Source organism: Terrabacter sp. LjRoot27, assembly GCF_964254175.1.
Classification (GTDB): domain Bacteria; phylum Actinomycetota; class Actinomycetes; order Actinomycetales; family Dermatophilaceae; genus Terrabacter.
The window spans coordinates 3,520,803-3,540,534 of sequence record NZ_CAXUSS020000001.1 but is presented as its reverse complement, the minus strand read 5'-3'; the positions used below and the strand labels follow the sequence as shown (position 1 = coordinate 3,540,534).

Sequence of the window (19,732 nt, the reverse complement as noted above, 5' to 3'; positions counted from 1 at the left end):
CGCGCCGCCGAGCAGCACCACCACGCCGCGCCATCGCGCCGTCACCGGTCACCCGGGGAGTTCCACCTACCCGGCGGGGTGGGCGCGCGCCCAGGCCACGATCTCGTCCGGCGAGTTGATGGCCGTGCCGTCGTCGAGCACGAGCACGGGGACGAAGAACGACCCGGTCAGGGCGTGCACCTCCCGACGAACCTTGCGCTGCAGGAACGTCGGGAGATGCTCCTGTCCTCGAGCCTTGACCACCTCAGGGCTGTGGCCGGCGTCGACCAGGGCCTGGTGCGCCTTGTGGCAGTCGTGGTGGTCGCTTCCGCCGGTGCCCCAGCAGATGTACAGCCTCATGAGCGTCTCCTGTGCCGGTGCCGGCCGGGCTGGCACCGATCCTAGACCGCACGACGCGTCAGTGGCCGGGAGTCACGCCTTCGCCGCGAACATCCCGAAGCGGTCGGCGCCGAGCAGCGGGAAGACCGTCGACGACGAGAGCTGCGCACGCTTCTCGAGCGCCTCGGCGAGGATCGTCCGGTAGTCGGTGGTCCCCGCGAGGTCCCCGTTGTCGAGGTTGGCTGCAGCGAGGCCGGGCCAGCGGCCGTAGACCTGTCCGCCGCGCACGCCGCCGCCCATGACGAGCGAGACGTTGCCGTGCCCGTGGTCGAGGCCGCCCGAGCCGTTCTGAGCGACGCGGCGACCGAACTCGCTGAGCGTCACGAGGGTCACGTCGCTCATCTGTGCGCCGAGGTCCTGGTTGAACGCGGCGAGGGCCTGACCGAGCTCGGTGAGCTGGCGGAACATCCAGCCCGAGTCGCTGGAGCCGAGGCCCGAGTGCATGTCCCAGTTGCCGACGTCGATGGTCGCGGCGCGCAGCCCGATGCGGGCCTTGATGAGCCGCGCGAGGTCGCGCAGGGAGTCGCCGACGGCGCCCTTGGGGTATGCCGCCCCGTTGGCCGGGGTGTAGCCGGCCGCCTTGAGGGGTGACATCGTCGAGAGCGCCCCGAGCGTCGCCTTCGCGGGCGCCGCGAGCGCAGCGGGTGCCCCGGCATACAAGGCGTTGAGGGCGGTCGTCCAACGGGTCTGCTCCTCGGAGGTGCTGGCCCCGCTGAGGCTGAAGCTGTCGACGGTGCGGATCGCGACCTCGGGGTTCGGGCCGATCATCGACTGGGGCGTCGTCGACGAGCCGACCGACGCGGACGCGAACGTCGAGACCGGGCCGCTGAGCCCGATCATCCGGTCGAGCCAGCCGGTGCGCAGCGTCGAGCCCGGGGCGGCGTTCTCCATCGTGGCCATGGCGTCGAAGTGCGACCGCGTCGGGTTGACCTGACCGACGGCGTGGACGGCCGCGAGGCCACCGGCGTCCCAGATCGGCTTGAGCGGCGCGAGGGCCGGGTGCAGCCCGAACATGCTGTCGAGCTTGATCGCCCGCGACGCGGGGATCGCGATCGTCGGCCGCGCCGCGAAGTACGCCGGGTCCCCGACGGGGGCCACCGCGGACAGGCCGTCGAAGCCGCCCCGCAGGCTGAGGATGACGAGCGTGTCGCCGGTGTATGCCGTCCCGGCGAAGGCGAGCTGCGTGGCGGCACTCGGGCCGGCGACGCCCACGACGGCGCCGAGCGCCCCGAGCGCCGAGGCGCCGGCCAGCAGCGTGCGGCGCGACACCTGGGAGGTGAGCGCCTCGCCCTGCGGGCAGCCGCACCCCTCCGGGATGGCGGAGGGCCGGGACGAGGGCTGGGACGCAGGCGCGTTCGTCGGTGTGGTCATGGTCGTCCTCAGCGAGTCGCGAAGTTCGGGGAGTCGAGCAGGAGCGCGACGACGGACGGCAGCCGCCACGTCACGGCGGCCGACCCGGCCTTGAGCGAGTCGCCCGGCGCGTGGTCGAGAAAGCGGCAGATCGCGTCGCGCTGCGCGGTGGTCAGCGTGATGAGCAGCTTCGCGGCGAGGGCAGTGACGAGGGCGGCATACGTCGTCGGCAGCGGAGACGGCACGAGCGTCGTGAGGTCGGGGCGCTTCATCGCCTTGAGCGTCCAGCCGCCCGCGAGGCTGAGGTGGAAGTTCCAGCGGTTGAGCGTGCTCGACGCGCCGTTCCAGGCGGTGGCGACGTCCGGGTAGCCGTTCGGGGCGGGCCAGCCCATCGGCGCCTGCCCGAAGGAGCCCATCTGCCAGAAGAGGCTGCGCAGGTCGCTCGTCACCCCGGCCGCCGGCACGGGCTCGGGGGTCAGGCCGAGGATCCGGCACGACGCGAGGGCGTCCTCGTAGGGCGTGCGGATCTTCTGCCCGGTCGACGCGGCGAACTCGGGGGAGAGGAAGAGGGCCCGCAGCACCGGCGCGATGGCCGTGCCGTTCGCGAGGTAGACCTGGGCGAGCTTGCTGACGAGGGTCGCCGGGGGCGTGTCGCTGACGTAGCGCGTGACGAGCTTGGTCGCGATGCGGGTCGCCGTGGCCGGGTGGTTCGCGAGGTAGTTGAGGTAGAGCGTGGCCACGGTGCTGCCGCTCTCGGGTGTCGCGTTGGGGTCGCTCCAGCCGAGCACCTTGACGGTCCCGACGTGCCGCCGGTTGGGACGGTAGTAGTAGAGACCCGACTCGGAGTCGACGCTGAGGCCGGTCAACGCGAGGGCCGACATCTTGACGTCCGCCTCGGTGAACGTCCCGATGCCCACGGTGTGCAGCTCGAGCAGCTCACGGCCGTAGTTCTCATTGGGCGTCCTCTTCGTGCTGTCGGCGTTGTCGAGCACCTTGAGCATCGACGGGTGCCGTGCGGCGGCGTTGAGCATGTCGGAGTACTTGCCGAGCGCGTGCTTGCGGATGACGTCGCGCTGGAAGAGGTGCGAGCTGTCCCAGACCTCGCTGCTCGGGACCGGGACGACGAGGTGGTTGGTCCAGAAGTCGACGACCGTCTCGAGCAGCTGGCGGCGGGAGAAGAGCGCGCGGGCCAGGTGTGCCTCGACGAGGTCCATCATGACCGTCCACGTGTCGCCGCCCTCGAGGCGCTCGCGCACCTCCCACGTCTTCCACCCCAGGCGGGGCCAGCGCTTGAGCATGGTGTCCATGGCCGTGTCGGGCACCTTGGTCAGGGGGGCGAGCTGGGCGTCGATCCACGCCGTCGTGCCCGTCGTGCGCACCTCGGACACCAGTGCCGCGGTCGGCCCGAAGGTGGCGCGCCGCAGCAGGTGGAGCACGGGGTCGGTCGTCGTGGCCGCCACCATCAGGCTCGGAGCCGCCGAGGTCGCCGCCGAAGTCTTCGCCGAGGTCTTCGCCGAGGTCTTCGCCGCGGACGCGGTCGTCGCCGTGGCCACGGCGAGCGCTGCGCCGCCGCCGAGCCCGGACAGCACGCGTCGCCGCGCCGGCGAGGCGGCCGACGGAGACTCGGGGGAGTGAGCGGTCATGCGAGGGACGGTACCCACCGGATCGGGCGTTGGCTCCGTTATCGGACATTTCGGTCAGCGTCCCCGAGCGGGTCGCAGGCGGGGCGGCTCCGGTAGCCTCCGGCCCATGCCGAGCGTGCCGCGATGATCGCCGACGAGACGCTGCGCCGGATGGTCGACGAGCTGACCGTCGTGCACGGGGTGGTCGGAGTCCTGCTCGGCGGCAGCCGGGCCCGAGGAGACGCGCTGCCGACGTCCGACGTCGACCTCGGCGTCTACTACGAGGGCACCCCCGACACCGTCGGGCTGAGCCGGCTCGCGAGCCGGTGGTCGGGGCGTGACGTCACGGTGGGCGAGCCCGGTTCGTGGGGTCCGTGGGTCGATGCCGGTGGCTGGCTCGACGTCGAGGGCACCGCCGTCGACTGGATCCTGCGCGACGTCGATCGTGTTGCAGCGCAAGCTGATCGGGCGGCCCGGGGTGAGTTCGCCTTCCACCCGCAGGCAGGTCACCCGCTCGGCTTCCTCGACGTGTCGTATGCCGCCGAGCTGGCCACCGGGGTCGTCCTGGCCGACCCGTCCGGTCGGCTCGCGTCCCTCCGGACGGTCGTGACGGCATACCCCGTCGCCCTGCGCGACGCGATGGTCGGCGCCCTGTGGGAGGCCGACCTCCTCGTCGGCGCGGCCGGGAAGGGCGCCCGGCGCGAGGACACGTCCTACGTGTCGCTGGCGCTGGCCCGGGCGGTCCTGCTCTGCGCGCACGCGCTGCACGCCGACGCCGGGCGCTGGGTGACGAACGAGAAGGGCCTCGTGCCCGCCGTGGCGAGCCTGCCCGGGGCGCCGCCCGGCTTCTCGCGGGACGCCGCGCTCGCCCTGGGCTCGCTGGGCGCCACCGAGGACTCGCTCACCGCTGCCGTCGAGTCCGTGACGCGCCTGGTCGACGCGACCCGCGCTGTGCTCGGCGACCGCTGACCGGAGCGCTCGCGGGAGGCCGCCGCAGCACGGAGTCCAGCACGGAGTCCAGCACGGAATCCTCTGCACGGTGGTCTGTCGGTGGCGGGCACGCGAAGGTTCGTTCGTTAGCCTGCTGGAATGACCGACGCCCCCAGGACCGACCCTGCCCCCGAGGCCGAGTCGCCCTCGGGCGATCCGCGTGCCGACCGCGTCGGGGCCGCCGTCAGGACGTGGCAGCGCACGCTCGTCGACCTCGGCGGACGCAACACGCTCCTCTGGTACCGCGACCTCCCCTCCGGCACCCTCGACCTGACGACCGCGCACCCCGGCGGGGTCTCGATGCTGCTCGCCGGCCGTCGCACGCGGCTGTCCGACCTCGTGCGCGAGCCCGCGGCCTTCGAGGAGGCCCGCCGCCGGGCGCGCGCCATCCGGTCCAAGGCGCTCGAGCTGCGCGAGGAGCGGGGCATCGCGGCCGGCTTCGTCGCCATCGGCATGGCCACGTGGTCCGTGCCGCGGGCCGCGCGTCCGCCGGCCTCGCCCGTGCTGCTGCGCTCGTGCGTGCTGCGCCCCACCGGCGCCGCCCAGGAGGACTTCGAGATCGACCTCGGCCCCGAGGCGGAGCTCAACCCCGTGCTGCGCGAGTACCTCCGCTCCGAGCAGGGCATCGAGATCGACGGCGACGCGCTCGCCGACCTCGCCACGGCGGGCAACGGCTTCGACCCCTACCCCGTGTATGCCGCGCTCGGCCACGCGTGCGAGCGCGTGCCCGAGTTCGAGATCACCCCGCGGCTCGTCCTCGGCACCTTCTCCTACGCCAAGCTCCCGATGGTCGCCGACCTCGCCCTGCAGGGCGACACCCTCGCCAACCACGACGTCGTCGCGGCGCTCGCTGGCGACGAGTCGGCACTCGCGGCCGTGCGGCTGCGCCTGCCGGCGAGCGATCCCGACCCCGACCCGGAGCACGAGTACCTCGTCCTCGACGCCGACTCCTCCCAGCACGCGGCCATCGACGCCGTACGCGCGGGCGCCCACCTCGTCGTCAAGGGACCTCCCGGCACGGGCAAGTCGCAGACCATCGTCAACCTCATCGCCTCGCTCGCGGCCGAGGGCAAGTCGACGCTCTTCGTCGCCGAGAAGCGCGCCGCCATCGACGCGGTGCTCAGCCGCCTCGACCGGCTCGGGCTCGGTGACCTCGTGCTCGACGCCTACGACGGGCCGACGAACAAGCGCGCGACCGCGCAGCAGTTCGCCAGGAGCCTCGACGCCGCGGTCGAGAACGACACCCCCGAGACCGATCGCACGACCTCGACGCTGCGCGACCGGCGGGCTCGCCTGCAGAAGCACGTCGAGGCGCTCCACGCCGTGCGCGACCCGTGGGGCGTGTCCGCGCACGACGCCCAGGAGGCGCTCGTCGAGCTCGGCACGCGCACGCCTCCGCCGACGTGCCACGTGCGCCTCGGCAGCCGCGACCTCGCGGGCCTGAGCCGCCCGCGCGCCGTCGAGCTCGGCCGACGGCTGCGTGACGCGGCCGGCCTCGGCGCCTGGACCCGGGACGGCGACGACCCGTGGTTCGGCGCCCGCATCCTCACCGCCGACGACGCGGCTCGCGCGCTCGACGTCACGACGCGGCACAGCACGAGCGGCCTCGACGAGGCAGCCCGTCAGCTCAACCGGATCCTCTCGGAGTCCCGTGTGCCCGAAGCGAACTCGCTCGAGGACTGGAAGTCGGCCTTCGCGACGATGTCGAGCGTCCGCGAGACGCTCGAGGTCTTCCGGCCCGAGGTCTTCGACATCCCGCTCAAGGAGCACATCGCCGCCACGGCGACGCGCGACTGGCGCGAGGCGCGCGACGTCGACATGGGCTGGCTCGACCGGTGGAAGATCCGTCAGCAGACCAAGCGACTCCTGCGCCCCGGCCGCCCACCGGCCAACCTCCACGAGGAGCTGGTGTCGGCCAGCGAGCAGCGCGAGCACTGGTTCGAGCTCGTCGGTGGGGGCGGTCGGCCCGAGATCTCGCCGCGCCTCGACGAGGGGCTGGCACTGCTGGCCGACCTCACCACCGACCTCGAGTGGCTCGACGACCGGCTCCAGGCCGGGCCCGACGGGAGGACGCTGACGTCCCTTCCGCTGCGCGACCTGCGTGACCGGCTCGCCGCGCTCGCGAGCCGACCCGACCGGATCGCGGTGCTGCCCCAGGTCACGTCGGCCCTCGACGAGCTGCGCTCGAACGGGCTCGGCCCGGTCGTCGACGACCTTGCTGCCCGTGGGATCCCCACCGACCAGGTCACGGCCGAGGTGGAGCACGTGTGGTGGGCCTCCCTCGCCCAGGAGATCACCGTCCGCGACCCGGCCTACGGCGCCCACGACGGCGCCGGCCTGCGCCGCGACGTCACCGAGTTCGCCGAGGCCGACCGGGCCCACCAGTCGGCGACCGTCGACCGGGTGCGCGCCGCGGTCGCCCGCAACATCCGCGAGGTCCTCGCCGACCACCCGGCCCACGAGGCGCTCGTGCGCGCCGAGGCCGGCAAGGCCCGACGGCACAAGCCGCTGCGCGACCTCATGCCGCAGGCGTCGGCGACGCTCACGGCGATCAAGCCGTGCTGGGCGATGAGCCCGCTCGTCGTGGCGTCGACGCTCCCGCCCGGCCGCTGGTTCGACGTCGTCATCTTCGACGAGGCCTCGCAGGTGCAGCCGGCCCAGGCGATCTCGGCGATCTCGCGCGCCCGGCAGGTCGTCGTCGCCGGTGACGAGCGCCAGCTCCCGCCGACGAACTTCTTCACCGTCGTGTCCGACGACGAGTCCGACGCGTCGGCCCCCGCCGACGAGACCCTCACGGAGGGCTTCGAGTCGGTGCTCGACGTGCTCGCCGCAGCCCTGCCGACCCGCAACCTCACGTGGCACTACCGCAGCCGCGACGAGCGCCTCATCGCCTTCGCCAACGACGCGATGTACGACGGTCGCCTCACGACCTTCCCCGGCACCTCGCTCGAGTCGGCCGTGACGTTCGAGCCGGTCGACGGTCAAGCGGTCGTCCAGCCGGGCGTCGACACCATCGAGACGACCGACGGCGAGGTGGCCCGCGTCGTCGAGCTCGTCCTCGAGCACGCCCGCACCCGACCCGCCGAGTCGCTCGGCGTCATCGCCCTCGGCATCAAGCACGCCGACCGCCTCGAGGAGGCGATCACCGAGGCGCTGCGCACCGCGCCCGACGTCGCCGCCTTCTTCGACGACTCCCGCGACGAGCGCTTCTTCGTCAAGAACCTCGAGCGCGTCCAGGGCGACGAGCGCGACGCGATCATCCTGTCGATCGGCTACGGCAAGACGCCGCACGGCCGGGTCCTGCACCGCTTCGGCCCGCTCAACAACGAGGGCGGCGAGCGACGGCTCAACGTCGCCATCACCCGCGCCCGCGCCCGGATGACCGTCGTGTCGGCGCTGCGCGCCGTCGACCTCGACCCCGAGCGGCTCAAGGCCCGCGGCGCACTCATGCTCCGTGACTTCCTCGCGTACGCCGAGAGGCGCGGTGGCGTCGGCGACGACGACACCCTCTTCGCCTCGGCCCCGACCACCGTCGACCCCCTGCGGCACGACCTCGCCGAGCGCCTGCGCCGCCAGGGCCTCACGGTGCACGAGGACTACGGCACCGCGACCCACCGCATCGACATCGCCGTCGAGGACCCCTACCACCGGGGTCGGGCCCTCGTCGCCGTCGAGACCGACGGGAGCAGGTATGCGGCCCTGCGCAGCACGCGCGACCGTGACCGCCTGCGCCCCGAGCAGCTCGCCCGCCTCGGCTGGGTGCACGAGCGGGTCTGGAGCACCGACGTGTTCCGTGACCCCGCGCGCGAGATCGCCCGCATCGTGACGCTCGCGCGCACGTCGTCGCCGCCCCGCGAGACCGAGCCGGGTGCGTCGACCGGGTCGACGCCCGACGAGGCAAGCGGCTCGACCGGCGGCGCCGACGGTGCCGGGGCGACCTCCGACGGCTCCCGTGCGGCGGCGGACACGACGTCCCCGGACGGGTCCGGCGCCTCGACGGCCGAGCCCGCCCCGGCCCCGAAGCGCAAGCGGCGCAGGGTCTTCCGGAAGGGGACCGGTGCCGCGGACAGCACGCCCGAGGCCGACGCGAGCGAGCCGGGCGCAGCGCTCGGCCGCAGCAGCGACGAGCTCGACCTCGGCTGGGGCGAGCGGCCCTCCGGGTCAGGTCTCGGCGACCGATGGCTCGAGGAGCAGCGACCCCCGCACTACGAGTGACCTGAGCTGACCTGACACCCCGGCGCGGCAGGCGCGGCACCCGGAATGCCGTGACCTCGCGCGGCGTTGTGGGCCTCATGAACACGACGACACCGTTCTCGCTGCGCCTCTCCTGGGCCCAGGGTCTCTTCGAGCGAGGTGACCACGTGGCCGCCGCGAGCGCCCTGGCCGAGCTCATCGACGAGGTCGAGTCGTCGCGCACGGCCGGGGCCGTCGACGACGGCGTGCTCCACTCCGTCACGGACCTGCGGCTCATGCTGGCCCGCGCCTACTTCCAGTCGGCCCAGCTCGGACGGGCCGAGGCGACCCTCGACGAGGTCATCGAGCAGTCGCCGACCGACTCCTACGCGCACCTGCTGCTCGGCCGCACGCTCCAGCGTGCGGGTCGGCACGCCGAGGCCGCGCGTCCGCTCGCCCTCGCCGAGGTGCTCGGCGACTACGAGCGCCCCGAGGCCTACGGCAGCGCCACCGGCGTCACTGGTCCCACCGACCCCGCCTGACCCGCCACCCCGTCGAGTGGCCTCGTCGTCACACGAGACGCGTGCACCCACCCTCGAGTGGCCCCGTCGTCACATGTGACGGGTGGTGCGGGGAGGCCACTCGACGTGGGGGTCGAGTGGGCACTTCGGTACCGGGACGGGGCCGCTTGGTCCTGGGGGCGTACGAAAGTGCCCACTCGACGTGGGGGTCGAGTGGGCACTTCGGTACCGGGACGGGGCCGCTTGGCCCTGGGGGCGTACGAAAGTGCCCACTCGACCTGATGGTCGAGTGGGCACTTCGGTGCGTGTCGAGGATCAGCGGGCGCGAAGGCTGTCGCGGATCTCGGTGAGGAGGATGACCTCCTCGGAGGGGGCCTCGGGCTCGGGCTCGACACCCGCCTTGCGTCGCTCGGCGAGGTGGTTCATCGGGACGACGACGATGAAGTAGACCGCGGCAGCCACGATGACGAAGCTGATCAACGCGGTGAGGAACGCCCCGAACGCGACCCCACCGGGCCTGAAGTCCGAGAAGTTCGGAGTGCCGCCGAGCTTGCCGAGCAGGTCCATGATGACCTTGACGAACGAGTCGACGACCTTGGCGAACGCGGTGCCGATGACGACGGCGACCGCGAGGTCGACGACGTTGCCCCGCATCAGGAAGTCCTTGAAACCCTTGATCATGCGCGTCCCTTTCTGTGCCCCCGGACGGGGTGATCTCGATGCCTCGGGGTCGGATCGCGACCCGCCCCGAGCGTCCTGCCTGTCTGCTGAGCCTGCGGCCCGTGTGCGACGCTGCGACGAGAGTGGCGCGTGAGGCGGACACTCCGGGCATCCCGAGCCTACTGTGCGGGTCCCGACCCGCGGCGGACGGCGACGACGAGACTCTGACCGGCCTCGAGGGCGCTGAGGCCCCGTGCCACCTCGGCGGCCTGTGCCGGGTCGAGAGCCAGGGTGACTCGCGCAGGCGCGCCGGAGCCGAGCCCGGTCGACTCCTCCGGCGCACGGACGGTGAGGACGACGACGTCGGTCGCGGCCCGCGTGCCGGAGCCGGTGGCGTAGAGGTCGACGTGGTCACCGGGTCGCACCCCGACCGAGGCAGCGTCGAGGACGGGGACGCTGAGGGCCACGCGGTCATCGGGCTGGCCCGCGAGCAGGTCGCCCCCGACGAGACGCTCCGGCGTCACGACCTCTCGGGCCGAGAGGGGAGCCCCGGCGGACCGGCCCACCACCTCCTCCACCGTCGACAGCGCCGTCACGGGCCGCTGCCCGTCCGGGCGGGCGCTGAGCGCGACGTCGTCGGACCTGATCGTCTGCCCGGCCGCGACGTCCCGGGCCATGACGACGGTCGGCACGCCCGCACCTCCGGCGGGCGTGGGGCGCAGGGCAGCGACCGTGACGAGCACCGCCAGCGCGGCGAGGCCCGCCGCAGCCCACCGTCGCCAGCGCGCGCGCCGGGCCCGGCGTCGCCGCGGACCGTCGGGCCACGCCGCCCGGCCCCGCTCGCGACGCCACGAGGATCCCCACCGACCGCCGGCCATGATCAGGGGAGCGGGAAAGGCAGCTCGAGGCCGTCGAGGCTGCGCCGGCACGGGCAGGTGGCCGTCTCGTCGGGCTCGTGGGCGGGCATCTGGCCGATCGCGTCGCGCAGGATCGAGGTCAGGTGCTCGACGTTGGTCGCGAAGACCCGCAGCACCTCGTCGTGCGTGACGGCGTCGCCGCCCTCGACGCCGGCGTCGAGGTCGGTGACCATGGCGATCGTCGTGAAGCACATGGCCAGCTCGCGGGCCAGGGCCGCCTCGGGCATCGTCGTCATGCCGACGATGCCGAAGCCGGCCTGCTGGTGCATGAGCGACTCCGCGCGGGAGGAGAACCGCGGCCCGTTGACGACGACCAGAGTGCCGTCGGTGACGACCTCGAGCGCCGAGAGCCGGGCCGCGTCGACGGCGACCTGGCGGCCGTTGGGGCAGTACGGGTCGGCGAACCCGACGTGGACGACCGGCCCCTCGGCCTCGTAGATCGTGTGGGCCCGACCCCACGTGCGGTCGACGACCTGGTCGGGCACGACGATGGTGCCCGGCCCGTGCTCGGGCCTGAGCGACCCGACCGCACAGGGGGAGAGGATCTGGCGGACGCCGACCGCCCGCAGAGCCCAGAGGTTCGCGCGGTAGTTGACGCGGTGCGGCGCGAAGCGGTGGTCCTTGCCGTGTCGCGCGACGAAGGCGACGCTGCGGCCCTCGACCTCACCGATGACGAGGGGGTCGCTCGGGCTCCCGAACGGGGTCTCGACGTCGACGGTCTCGTAGTCGTCGAGGAACTCGTAGAGGCCGGACCCGCCGATGACGCCGATCTCGGCGCGCGGACCCTCGAGGGGCTCGCCGGGCACGCCCGGGACGGCGGGGTCGGACAGGGTCGTCTGCTCAGTCGTCATGCGAGGAGCCTAGGGCGGGCACCCGGCCGGCCGGACGGCATACGCCCTCGGGTGGGGACAACGTCCCCCCGAGCTCAGGAGGCTGTGGACGACGAGCCGGACGTCGACCCCGAGCCAGACGAGGTGGACGCGGTCTTCGACGGCGTCGACGTGCCGGAGCCGCCCGACGAGCCGCCTGACGAGCCGCCAGACGAGTCGGAGGACGACGAGGTCGACGACGAACCGCCGTCCTTCTTCTTCTCCCCCGAGCCCGCACCGTCGGACGCCGCCGGCGTCGAGGCGCTCTTGGACGCCGCACGCGAGTCGGTCTTGTAGAAGCCCGAGCCCTTGAAGGCGATGCCGACCGGGTGGATCACCTTGCGCAGCCGAGGCTCGCCGCACTCCGGGCACACCGTCAGGGAGTCGTCGGTGAACGACTGGCGGATGTCGAAGGCGTGGCCGCACTCTTGGCACGCGTAGGAGTAGGTGGGCACAGGTGAACCTCGGACGTCGGGAGCGGAAGATGACCGAGGGTCAGTCTACGGCCAGCCGGCGAGGCGCCCGCCGCGGCTGATCTCGCGGATGCGCCGCTCGGTGCGCTGCTTGACCTTCGAGGTCGTGACGACGAGCAGCCGGTCGCCGTGCCGGATGGTCGTGTGCCGCTCGGGCACGAACCCCTCGCCACCGCGCACGACGAGCGTGACGTTGGCGCCCTTGGGCAGGCGCAGCTCGAAGACGGCGACCCCGTGCAGCCGCGACTCGGCGCCGACCGTCACCTGGATGACGTCGGCGCTGATCTCCATGAGGGAGGTCGACTCGAGGTCGACGTCGACGGAGTGCACCTGCTCGGTGAGCCCGAGCCGCCTGGCCACCCAGGGCAGCGACGGCGCCTGCACGATCGTGAAGATGACGACGAGCATGAAGACGAGGTCGAAGATCCACTCCGTGTCGGGAGTCCCGACGACGAGCGGCACGGTCGCGAGCACGACCGGCACCGCGCCGCGCAGGCCGGCCCACGACAGGAAGACCTGGTCGCGCCACGGCACCCTGAACCACGACACCGAGGCGACCACCGACAACGGGCGGGCGACGAGGAGCAGCACGAGGCCGATGACGATCGCGGGCACGAGCTGTTCGTCGAGGCGGGTGGGGTCGGCGAGCAGACCGAGCAGCACGAAGAGCCCGATCTGCGCGATCCACCCGAGCGCGGTGGCGAAGCTCTGGAACGCCACCCGGTTGGGCAGACCCATGTTGCCGAGCACGAGGGCCGAGAGGTAGGTGGCGAGGAAGCCCGAGACGTGGATCGCGGCGCCGACGGCATACGCGAGCACGGTGAGCGCGACGACACCGATGGAGAAGAGGGCGGACGACGCGCCCGCCACGCGGTGCAGCAGCTGGCCGCCGAGCCAGCCCACGGCGACCCCGACGAGCGCGCCCCCGGCGAGCTCGACGGCGGCGTGCAGGAGCAGCACCCACCACGGGTCGGCCTCGCCGCCCGGCACCCCCTGGGCGGCGAAGGCGACGACGAGGATGACGACGGGGGCGTCGTTGAAGCCCGACTCCGCCTCGAGCATCCCGGAGAGCCGCTTGGGCAGCGGCACGTTGCGCAGCACGGCGAACACGGCGGCGGCGTCGGTCGAGGTGACGATGGCGCCCATGAGGAGCGAGATCGTCCACGACAGCGGGAGGAAGGCGTGCGCGGCCACCGCCACGACGAGAACCGACACGACGACCCCGACCGTCGAGAGCACCGCGGCAGGGGCCACCGAGTCCTTGATGTTCGACCACGACGTCGTCAGGCCGCCCTCGGCGAGGATGAGCACGAGCGCGGCGTAGCCGAGGACCCGCGTGATCGACGCGTCGTCGAACTGGATGCCGGCGCCGGCGTTGCCGAGGGCCAGCCCGATCCCGAGGTAGATGAGCAGCGAGGGCAGGCCCGACCGGACCGACAGACGCACGGCCGCGACGGCCACGAGGAGCACGAGCGAGCCGATCAGGAGCACACGCGTCAGGTCGTCGAGGTCCATGGTCGACGACGTGATGCTCGCGAGTGCGGTCAACGGCAGCTCCTCAGGTGTGGGCCAATCCAACCATCCCGGCGCCGGCTCCCGTGGAGCGGTCCGCGGGGCGTCGCCGGCGGGTCCAGTGCGTTTGTCGTCGGTTCGGCAACGATGTGGCGCGGCCCCGCACGGGCTGCGAGCTGCGCTCTCCGCCGTGGCCTAGGCTCGTCGCGTGTCACGGTTGAAGCGCGCCCGTCGGATCGTCCTGCTCGTCGCCGTCCTCGTCGTCATGGCGGTGGTCGGCGTCGGGATCCTGGCGATCGGGGTGGTGCGGCAGTCGTTCCCCGAGACCTCCGGACAGCTCGAGATCGAGGGCCTGACGAGCTCGGTGTCCGTGCATCGCGACGCCCAGGGCGTCCCCACGATCTACGCCGACAACGCGAACGACCTCTTCCGGGCGCAGGGCTTCGTCAGCGCCCAGGACCGCTTCTTCGAGATGGACCTGCGCCGCCACGTCACGGCCGGCCGCCTCTCCGAGCTCGTCGGCAGCGCCGGCATCGACAAGGACAAGGTCATCCGCACGATGGGCTGGCGCCGCGTCGCCGAGCAGGAGCTGCCCAAGCTCGCGCCCGAGACCCGGCAGTACCTCCAGGCGTACGCCGACGGCGTCAACGCGTACATCAAGAAGGCCGAGACGCCCGAGAAGATGTCGCTCGAGTACACCGTGCTCGCGCGCCGCAACCCCGGCTACCGCGTCGAGCCGTGGACGCCCGTCGACTCGCTCTCGTGGCTCAAGGCGATGGCCTGGGACCTGCGCGGCGACTACAACGACGAGCTCGCCCGCGCGCGCCTCTCGCGCACGACGCGCTCCCTCAAGCAGATCAACCTGCTCTACCCGCCGTATCCCGTCGACCGCAACCAGCCGATCCTGTCGGAGCAGGACTGGCAGCCGGCGTCGGAGAGCGAGCAGGCGGCGAGCCCCGAGCCGACGGCCCTGACGGCGATGCGCTCGGAGGACGGCAACGCCGCCATCGACTCGGCGCTCGCGTCGGTCAACACGGTCCCGTCGAGCCTCGGCCGGGGTGACGGCATCGGCTCGAACTCGTGGGTCGTCTCGGGCTCACGCACCACGACGGGCAAGCCGCTGCTCGCCAACGACCCGCACCTCGCCCTGTCGATCCCCGGCATCTGGGGCCAGGTCAACCTCCAGTGCCGCACCCTCAGCGCGGCCTGCCCGTTCCAGGTCTCGGGCTTCGCCTTCTCGGGGCTGCCCGGCGTCGTCATCGGCCACAACGACAAGGTCGCCTGGGGCATGACCAACCTCGGCCCGGACGTCACCGACTTCTACCTCGAGCAGGTCTCGGGCGACTCCTACCTGCGCGACGGCCTCAACGCGCGGATCGTCAAGCGGGAGGAGACCATCAAGGTCGCCGGCGGCGCCGACGTGCCGCTGACGGTGCGCTCGACGGTGCACGGCCCGATCCTGTCGGACGTCGTCCCGGCCATCGACGCCGCGGGCGACCGCAGCGTCGTGCGCGGGGCGCCGCAGTCCAACCGGTATGCCGTGTCGCTCGCGTGGACCGCGCTGACCCCGGGCACGACGGCCGACGCGATCTTCGCCCTCAACAAGGCCACGAACTGGGCGGACTTCCGCAAGGCCGCGGCCCTCTTCTCGGTGCCGTCCCAGAACCTCGTCTATGCCGACACCGCCGGTCACATCGGCTACCAGGCGCCCGGCAAGATCCCGGTCCGTCGCTCGGCGACGCCGGGCTCGCCCCCGGGCTTCTGGCCGTCGCCCGGCTGGGACTCGCAGTGGGACTGGAAGGGCTACGTCCCCTTCGAGGACCTGCCCCACGCCTTCGACCCGGCCGAGGGCTTCCTCGTCACGGCCAACCAGGCGGTCACCGCGAGCCCGACCCCCTTCCTCACGTCCGAGTGGGACTACGGCTTCCGGGCCCAGCGCATCCGCACGCTGCTCTCGGCGACGCCGAAGGTCTCGCCCGAGACGATGTCGCAGATCCAGGGCGACACCCGCAACACGTACGCCCCGGGCCTCGTCGAGCGCCTCCTCGCCGTGCAGGTCGACGACTTCACCGCCCAGGCCCAGCGCCTGCTGCGCGACTGGGACGGCAGCCAGCCCAACGACAAGACCCGCGACTCCGCGTCGGCGGCGTACTACAACGCGGTGTGGAAGCACCTGCTCGAGTTCACCTTCGACGAGCTGCCGCCCGACATCGCAGCCGACGGCGGCAGCCGGTGGATGGTCGTCATGGAGCAGCTGCTCAAGGACCCGAAGAACGACTGGTGGGACGACAAGACGACGCCCGGCGTCACGGAGGGGTCCGGCGAGATCCTCAAGCGGGCGCTCGTCGAGGCCCGTCTCGACCTCGCCCGTGAGCTCGGCAAGGTGCCGGCCACGTGGCGCTGGGGCCGCCTGCACTCGCTCGACCTCACGCACCAGGTCATGGGCGCCGACGGCGTGCCCGAGCTCGTCCAGAACCTCTTCAACCGCGACGACATCGAGCTCGGCGGCGGCAACTCCATCGTCAACGCCAACGCGTGGAACGCCTCGAAGCCCGGCTACGACGTGACGAGCGGCCCGTCGATGCGTATGGTCGTCGACCTCGGCAACCTCGACGCGTCCCGCTGGGTCAACTCGACCGGTCAGTCGGGCCACGCCTACGACGACCACTACTCCGACCAGGTCGACGCGTGGGCGGCCAACGAGACCTTCGCGTGGCCGTTCAGCGCGACGGCGGTGCGCGACGCGACCGACGACGAGCTGACGCTCGTGCCGCCGTCGTCGACCTCCACCCCGTAGCAACCGCGGTTCGCGGCGCGTCCCGGGGCCCGTGGCCCGATGGCGTATGCCGTGTGCCGGGCCCCCGTGGTCCGGCGCGTCGGTGCGTCAGCGCAGCCGAACGACGCGACCGGTCGTCGTGACGTAGCCGTCGACCGGCAGGTCGTGCGCGTCGGCCGGGAGGTCGGTGTCGCTCTGCTCGCCCTCGTGGAGCAGGGTGACGACGGGGGTGGCCGGGTCGCGGTGGAGCAGCGCGCGGTCGTAGCAGCCGCCGCCCTGACCGAGCCGGGTGCCGTGGGCGTCGACGGAGAGCCCGGGGGTGACGACGAGGTCGCACGTGGCGAGGGCGTCGGTGCCGAGCCAGCCCCGCCGCTCGTCGGCGTCCGGTGCGTGGCCGCCGTGGCCGGGGCGGCGCACGGTGGCGTGGTCGCCCGAGGCGCCCGGGACGGCATACCTCCACTCGAGCGAGAAGTCACCCTGCACGACGGGCACGATGACCTCGTGGCCCGCCGCGAGGAGGGCCTCGACGAGGCGGCCGGTCGGCGGCTCGTCCGGGAGGGACTCGTAGACGGCCACCCGGGACGGGTCGGGCACGAAGCGGAGCACGGCCTCGGCGATCGCCGACGCGGCAGCGTCGCGCGCAGCCGGGGTCAGGTGCGCGGCGATCTCGCGCCGCCGGGCCCGTGCCGCGTGACGCAGGTCACGCTTGCCCAGGCCGCTCACGGGGAGCACATTCCGCGCACTCGGGTGACGCACATGCGGCCCATCGTAAGGTGATGCCCATGAGTGACCAGGGGCTCCACGCGTCCGTCGCACTGATGCGCGACCGGGGCCTCGGTCCCGAGGCGATCAGGGTGTTCGAGCACTACTACGAGCAGCTGCAGGCCGGGGCCCTCGGCACCATCCCCGAGGAGTCCATCGAGCCGCTCGGCGAGGTGCAGACCCTCCGCGAGGTGCAGGTGTCCGACGAGGAGGCGCGCGAGGCGCTGTCGCGCACCGCGGTCATCAAGCTCAACGGCGGCCTCGGCACCGGGATGGGCATGACGGGCGCGAAGTCGGCGCTCGAGGTCAAGGACGGTCTGACCTTCCTCGACATCATCGCCCTGCAGGTGCTGGCCCTGCGCGAGCGCTGGGGCGTCGAGCTCCCGCTCGTGCTCATGAACTCCTTCCGCACGTCGGAGGAGTCGCTCAAGATCCTCGCGAAGTACCCCGACCTGCCCGTCGACGGGCTGCCGCTCGACTTCATCCAGAACGCCGAGCCCAAGCTGCGCCCCGACGACCTCATGCCGGTGAAGTGGCCCGACGACCCCGAGCTCGAGTGGTGCCCCCCGGGCCACGGCGACATCTACGTCTCGCTCGTGACGTCCGGCGTGCTCGACTCCTTGCTCGAGAAGGGGATCCGCTACGCGTTCCTCTCCAACTCCGACAACCTCGGCGCGACGTGCGACCCCGACGTCGCAGCCTGGATGGTCGAGCACGGGCTGCCCTACGTCGCCGAGGTCTGCAAGCGCACGAAGAGCGACCGCAAGGGCGGGCACCTCGCGGTGCGCAAGTCCGACGGCCGGATCGTGCTGCGCGACACGGCGATGGTGGCCGAGGGGGAGGAGCGCTACTTCCGCGACATCAAGCGCCACAACACCTTCAACGCCAACAACGTGTGGATCAACCTCGAGGTGCTGCGCGAGCGGATGACGGCCAAGCAGGGCGTCCTCGGCCTGCCGATCATCGTCAACCACAAGAACGTCGACCCCGCCGACCCGAGCTCGCCCGAGGTCATCCAGATGGAGTCGGCGATGGGCACGGCGATCGAGGTGTTCGAGGGGTCCGAGGCCATCCTCGTGCCGCGCACGCGCTTCCGGCCGGTCAAGACGACGAACGACCTGCTCGTCATCCGGTCCGACTTCTTCTCCCTCGACGAGGGCTACCACGTCGTCGCGACCGTCGACGCGCCCGAGCCCTACGTCGACCTCGACTCGGCCTACCGCTTCGTGTCCGGCTTCGAGCAGCGCTTCCCCAAGGGCGTGCCCTCGATGCGCGACTGCACGAGCCTGCGGGTCATCGGCGACCCCGTCTTCGGCCGCAACGTCCGCTGCGTCGGCGACGTGCTCATCGACGGCTACCGCCGGGTCCTCGACGACGCCGTGCTCGGCGAGCTGCCGACGCCCACGCCGGCGCCCGTCACGACGCCGGGCGACGTGCGCACGGTCGACGAGCACCTCAAGGCCATCCTCTCGACGCTCGAGCCGTCGCCGACCGAGTGGACGCCGCTCACCGAGGCCCTCGGCCTCGTCGTGGCCCGCGACGTCCGTGCCAAGGTCAACCTCCCGCACTTCGACAACTCCTCGATGGACGGGTATGCCGTCCGCGCCGAGTCGCTCGCGTCCGCCGGTACGTCCCCGGTGCGGTTGCGCATCGTCGGCGAGGTGGCCGCGGGGGCCCACCCGACCTTCACGGTCGGCGTGGGCGAGGCGGCCCGGATCATGACCGGCGCCCCGATCCCCGAGGGTGCCGACGCGGTCATCGCCGTCGAGGACACCGACGCGGCCGCGACGGGCGAGGTGGAGTGTCGCGTGGCGGTCTCGCCCGGCCGCTTCATCCGTCCACAGGGCGAGGACGTGTCGTCCGGCGAGGTCATCGTCTCGGCGGGCGAGGTCGTCGGCGCCCGCACCATCGCGCTGCTCGCGGCCTGCGGGCACGCCGAGGTCGAGGTCCACCGGAGGCCGCACGTCGTCGTGCTGTCGACCGGTGCCGAGCTCGTCGAGCCCGGAAAACCCTTGCAGCTAGGTCAGATCCACGACTCCAACTCGTCGATGCTCTGGGCCGCCGCGGTCGGCGCCGGTGCCTCCGCCGAGATCCGGGCTGCCGTCGGCGACTCGGACGAGGAACTGCTCGCCGTGCTCGACGAGGTCGTCGCCGAGGCCGATGTCGTCATCACGAGCGGTGGCGTCTCGATGGGCGCCTACGACGTCGTCAAGAGCGCCCTGCGCAACGAGGGCATCGACTTCGTCAAGGTCGCGATGCAGCCCGGCAAGCCCCAGGGCTACGGCCTGCTGACCGGACCCGGTGGCAAGCAGGTGCCGCTCTTCGCCCTGCCCGGCAACCCGGTGTCGTCGTTCGTGTCGTTCGAGGTCTTCGTGCGGCCGGCGCTGCGCCGGCTCATGCGCCTGGCCCCCGAGAAGCGCCGGCTGCGGCCGGCGACCCTCATCTCCGGCGTCGAGTCCTTCGGCGGCCGGCGCCAGTTCGGCCGTGCCGTGGTGTCACGGTCGGCCGAGGGCACGCTCGTCGCCGTCCCCGTGGCGGGCCAGGGCTCGCACTTCGTGGCCGACCTGTCCCGGGCCAACGCCCTGTTCGTCGTGCCCGAGGACGTGACCGAGCTCGTCGCCGGCGAGGTCGTCGACGTCCTCGTCCTCGACAAGGAGTCGTGATGAGCGACGAGATGCCCGAGGCGGCGGCTCCCGAGACGGCGCCGTCCGAGACGGTGCGGCCCGAGG

General features: G+C 72.6%; 14 protein-coding genes and 1 pseudogene. 6 read left to right on the top strand and 9 right to left on the bottom strand.

The annotated features are described in order from the left end of the window. Window positions 1-66: 66 nt before the first annotated feature. The 3 genes from ACSQ2D_RS16300 to ACSQ2D_RS16290 form a co-directional block, all read right to left on the bottom strand. A complete protein-coding gene (locus ACSQ2D_RS16300) occupies window positions 67-339 on the bottom strand; it encodes a hypothetical protein (protein WP_435986975.1) in 273 nt (90 codons plus the stop codon). 72 nt (window positions 340-411) lie between these two features. Beyond that, window positions 412-1,749, bottom strand: coding sequence for a DUF1501 domain-containing protein (locus tag ACSQ2D_RS16295; RefSeq protein ID WP_435986974.1), 1,338 nt, complete (start codon window positions 1,747-1,749; stop codon window positions 412-414). A gap of 8 nt (window positions 1,750-1,757) precedes the next feature. Further along, window positions 1,758-3,371, bottom strand: a complete 1,614-nt coding sequence (locus tag ACSQ2D_RS16290) for a DUF1800 domain-containing protein (RefSeq protein WP_435986973.1) — start codon at window positions 3,369-3,371, stop codon at window positions 1,758-1,760. A gap of 123 nt (window positions 3,372-3,494) precedes the next feature. Between ACSQ2D_RS16290 and ACSQ2D_RS16285 the strand changes: the two genes are divergently transcribed. From ACSQ2D_RS16285 to ACSQ2D_RS16275, 3 genes are all read left to right on the top strand, one after another. After that, complete coding sequence (locus tag ACSQ2D_RS16285; protein WP_435986972.1) at window positions 3,495-4,319, top strand: nucleotidyltransferase domain-containing protein; 825 nt, start codon at window positions 3,495-3,497, stop codon at window positions 4,317-4,319. Window positions 4,320-4,439: 120 nt separating this feature from the next. Then, window positions 4,440-8,555, top strand: a complete 4,116-nt coding sequence (locus ACSQ2D_RS16280; RefSeq protein ID WP_435986971.1) for an AAA domain-containing protein — start codon at window positions 4,440-4,442, stop codon at window positions 8,553-8,555. A gap of 77 nt (window positions 8,556-8,632) precedes the next feature. Then, a complete protein-coding gene (locus tag ACSQ2D_RS16275) occupies window positions 8,633-9,055 on the top strand; it encodes a tetratricopeptide repeat protein (RefSeq protein WP_435986970.1) in 423 nt (140 codons plus the stop codon). 294 nt (window positions 9,056-9,349) lie between these two features. Here the strand turns inward: ACSQ2D_RS16275 and mscL are convergent, their stop codons facing one another. From mscL to ACSQ2D_RS16260, 3 genes are all read right to left on the bottom strand, one after another. Continuing rightward, complete coding sequence (gene mscL / locus ACSQ2D_RS16270) at window positions 9,350-9,715, bottom strand: large conductance mechanosensitive channel protein MscL (protein ID WP_435986969.1); 366 nt, start codon at window positions 9,713-9,715, stop codon at window positions 9,350-9,352. A 158-nt stretch (window positions 9,716-9,873) separates the two neighbouring features. Then, on the bottom strand, window positions 9,874-10,572 hold the full coding sequence (locus ACSQ2D_RS16265; RefSeq protein ID WP_435986968.1) for an SAF domain-containing protein: 699 nt from the start codon (window positions 10,570-10,572) through the stop codon (window positions 9,874-9,876). 2 nt (window positions 10,573-10,574) lie between these two features. After that, on the bottom strand, window positions 10,575-11,462 hold the full coding sequence (locus tag ACSQ2D_RS16260; protein WP_435986967.1) for an S-methyl-5'-thioadenosine phosphorylase: 888 nt from the start codon (window positions 11,460-11,462) through the stop codon (window positions 10,575-10,577). Between the two features lie 84 nt (window positions 11,463-11,546). Here ACSQ2D_RS16260 and ACSQ2D_RS16255 point away from each other — a divergent pair, with 84 nt between their 5' ends. Continuing rightward, window positions 11,547-11,777, top strand: coding sequence for a hypothetical protein (locus ACSQ2D_RS16255; protein WP_435987881.1), 231 nt, complete (start codon window positions 11,547-11,549; stop codon window positions 11,775-11,777). A gap of 14 nt (window positions 11,778-11,791) precedes the next feature. Here the strand turns inward: ACSQ2D_RS16255 and ACSQ2D_RS16250 are convergent. Both ACSQ2D_RS16250 and ACSQ2D_RS16245 read right to left on the bottom strand, forming a co-directional pair. Then, window positions 11,792-11,935: pseudogene (locus ACSQ2D_RS16250) on the bottom strand (FmdB family zinc ribbon protein); the annotation flags it as partial. A gap of 45 nt (window positions 11,936-11,980) precedes the next feature. Continuing rightward, window positions 11,981-13,501, bottom strand: a complete 1,521-nt coding sequence (locus tag ACSQ2D_RS16245) for a potassium/proton antiporter (RefSeq protein ID WP_435986966.1) — start codon at window positions 13,499-13,501, stop codon at window positions 11,981-11,983. 229 nt (window positions 13,502-13,730) lie between these two features. Between ACSQ2D_RS16245 and ACSQ2D_RS16240 the strand changes: the two genes are divergently transcribed. After that, on the top strand, window positions 13,731-16,262 hold the full coding sequence (locus ACSQ2D_RS16240) for a penicillin acylase family protein (RefSeq protein ID WP_435987867.1): 2,532 nt from the start codon (window positions 13,731-13,733) through the stop codon (window positions 16,260-16,262). A gap of 87 nt (window positions 16,263-16,349) precedes the next feature. Here ACSQ2D_RS16240 and ACSQ2D_RS16235 read toward each other — a convergent pair whose 3' ends face one another. Then, window positions 16,350-16,964, bottom strand: coding sequence for a 5-formyltetrahydrofolate cyclo-ligase (locus ACSQ2D_RS16235; RefSeq protein WP_435986965.1), 615 nt, complete (start codon window positions 16,962-16,964; stop codon window positions 16,350-16,352). Between the two features lie 59 nt (window positions 16,965-17,023). Between ACSQ2D_RS16235 and ACSQ2D_RS16230 the strand changes: the two genes are divergently transcribed. Then, window positions 17,024-19,666 carry a UTP--glucose-1-phosphate uridylyltransferase gene (locus tag ACSQ2D_RS16230; protein WP_435986964.1) on the top strand — a complete coding sequence of 881 codons (2,643 nt, stop codon included), beginning with the start codon at window positions 17,024-17,026 and terminating at the stop codon, window positions 19,664-19,666. The last annotated feature ends 66 nt before the right edge of the window (window positions 19,667-19,732 follow it).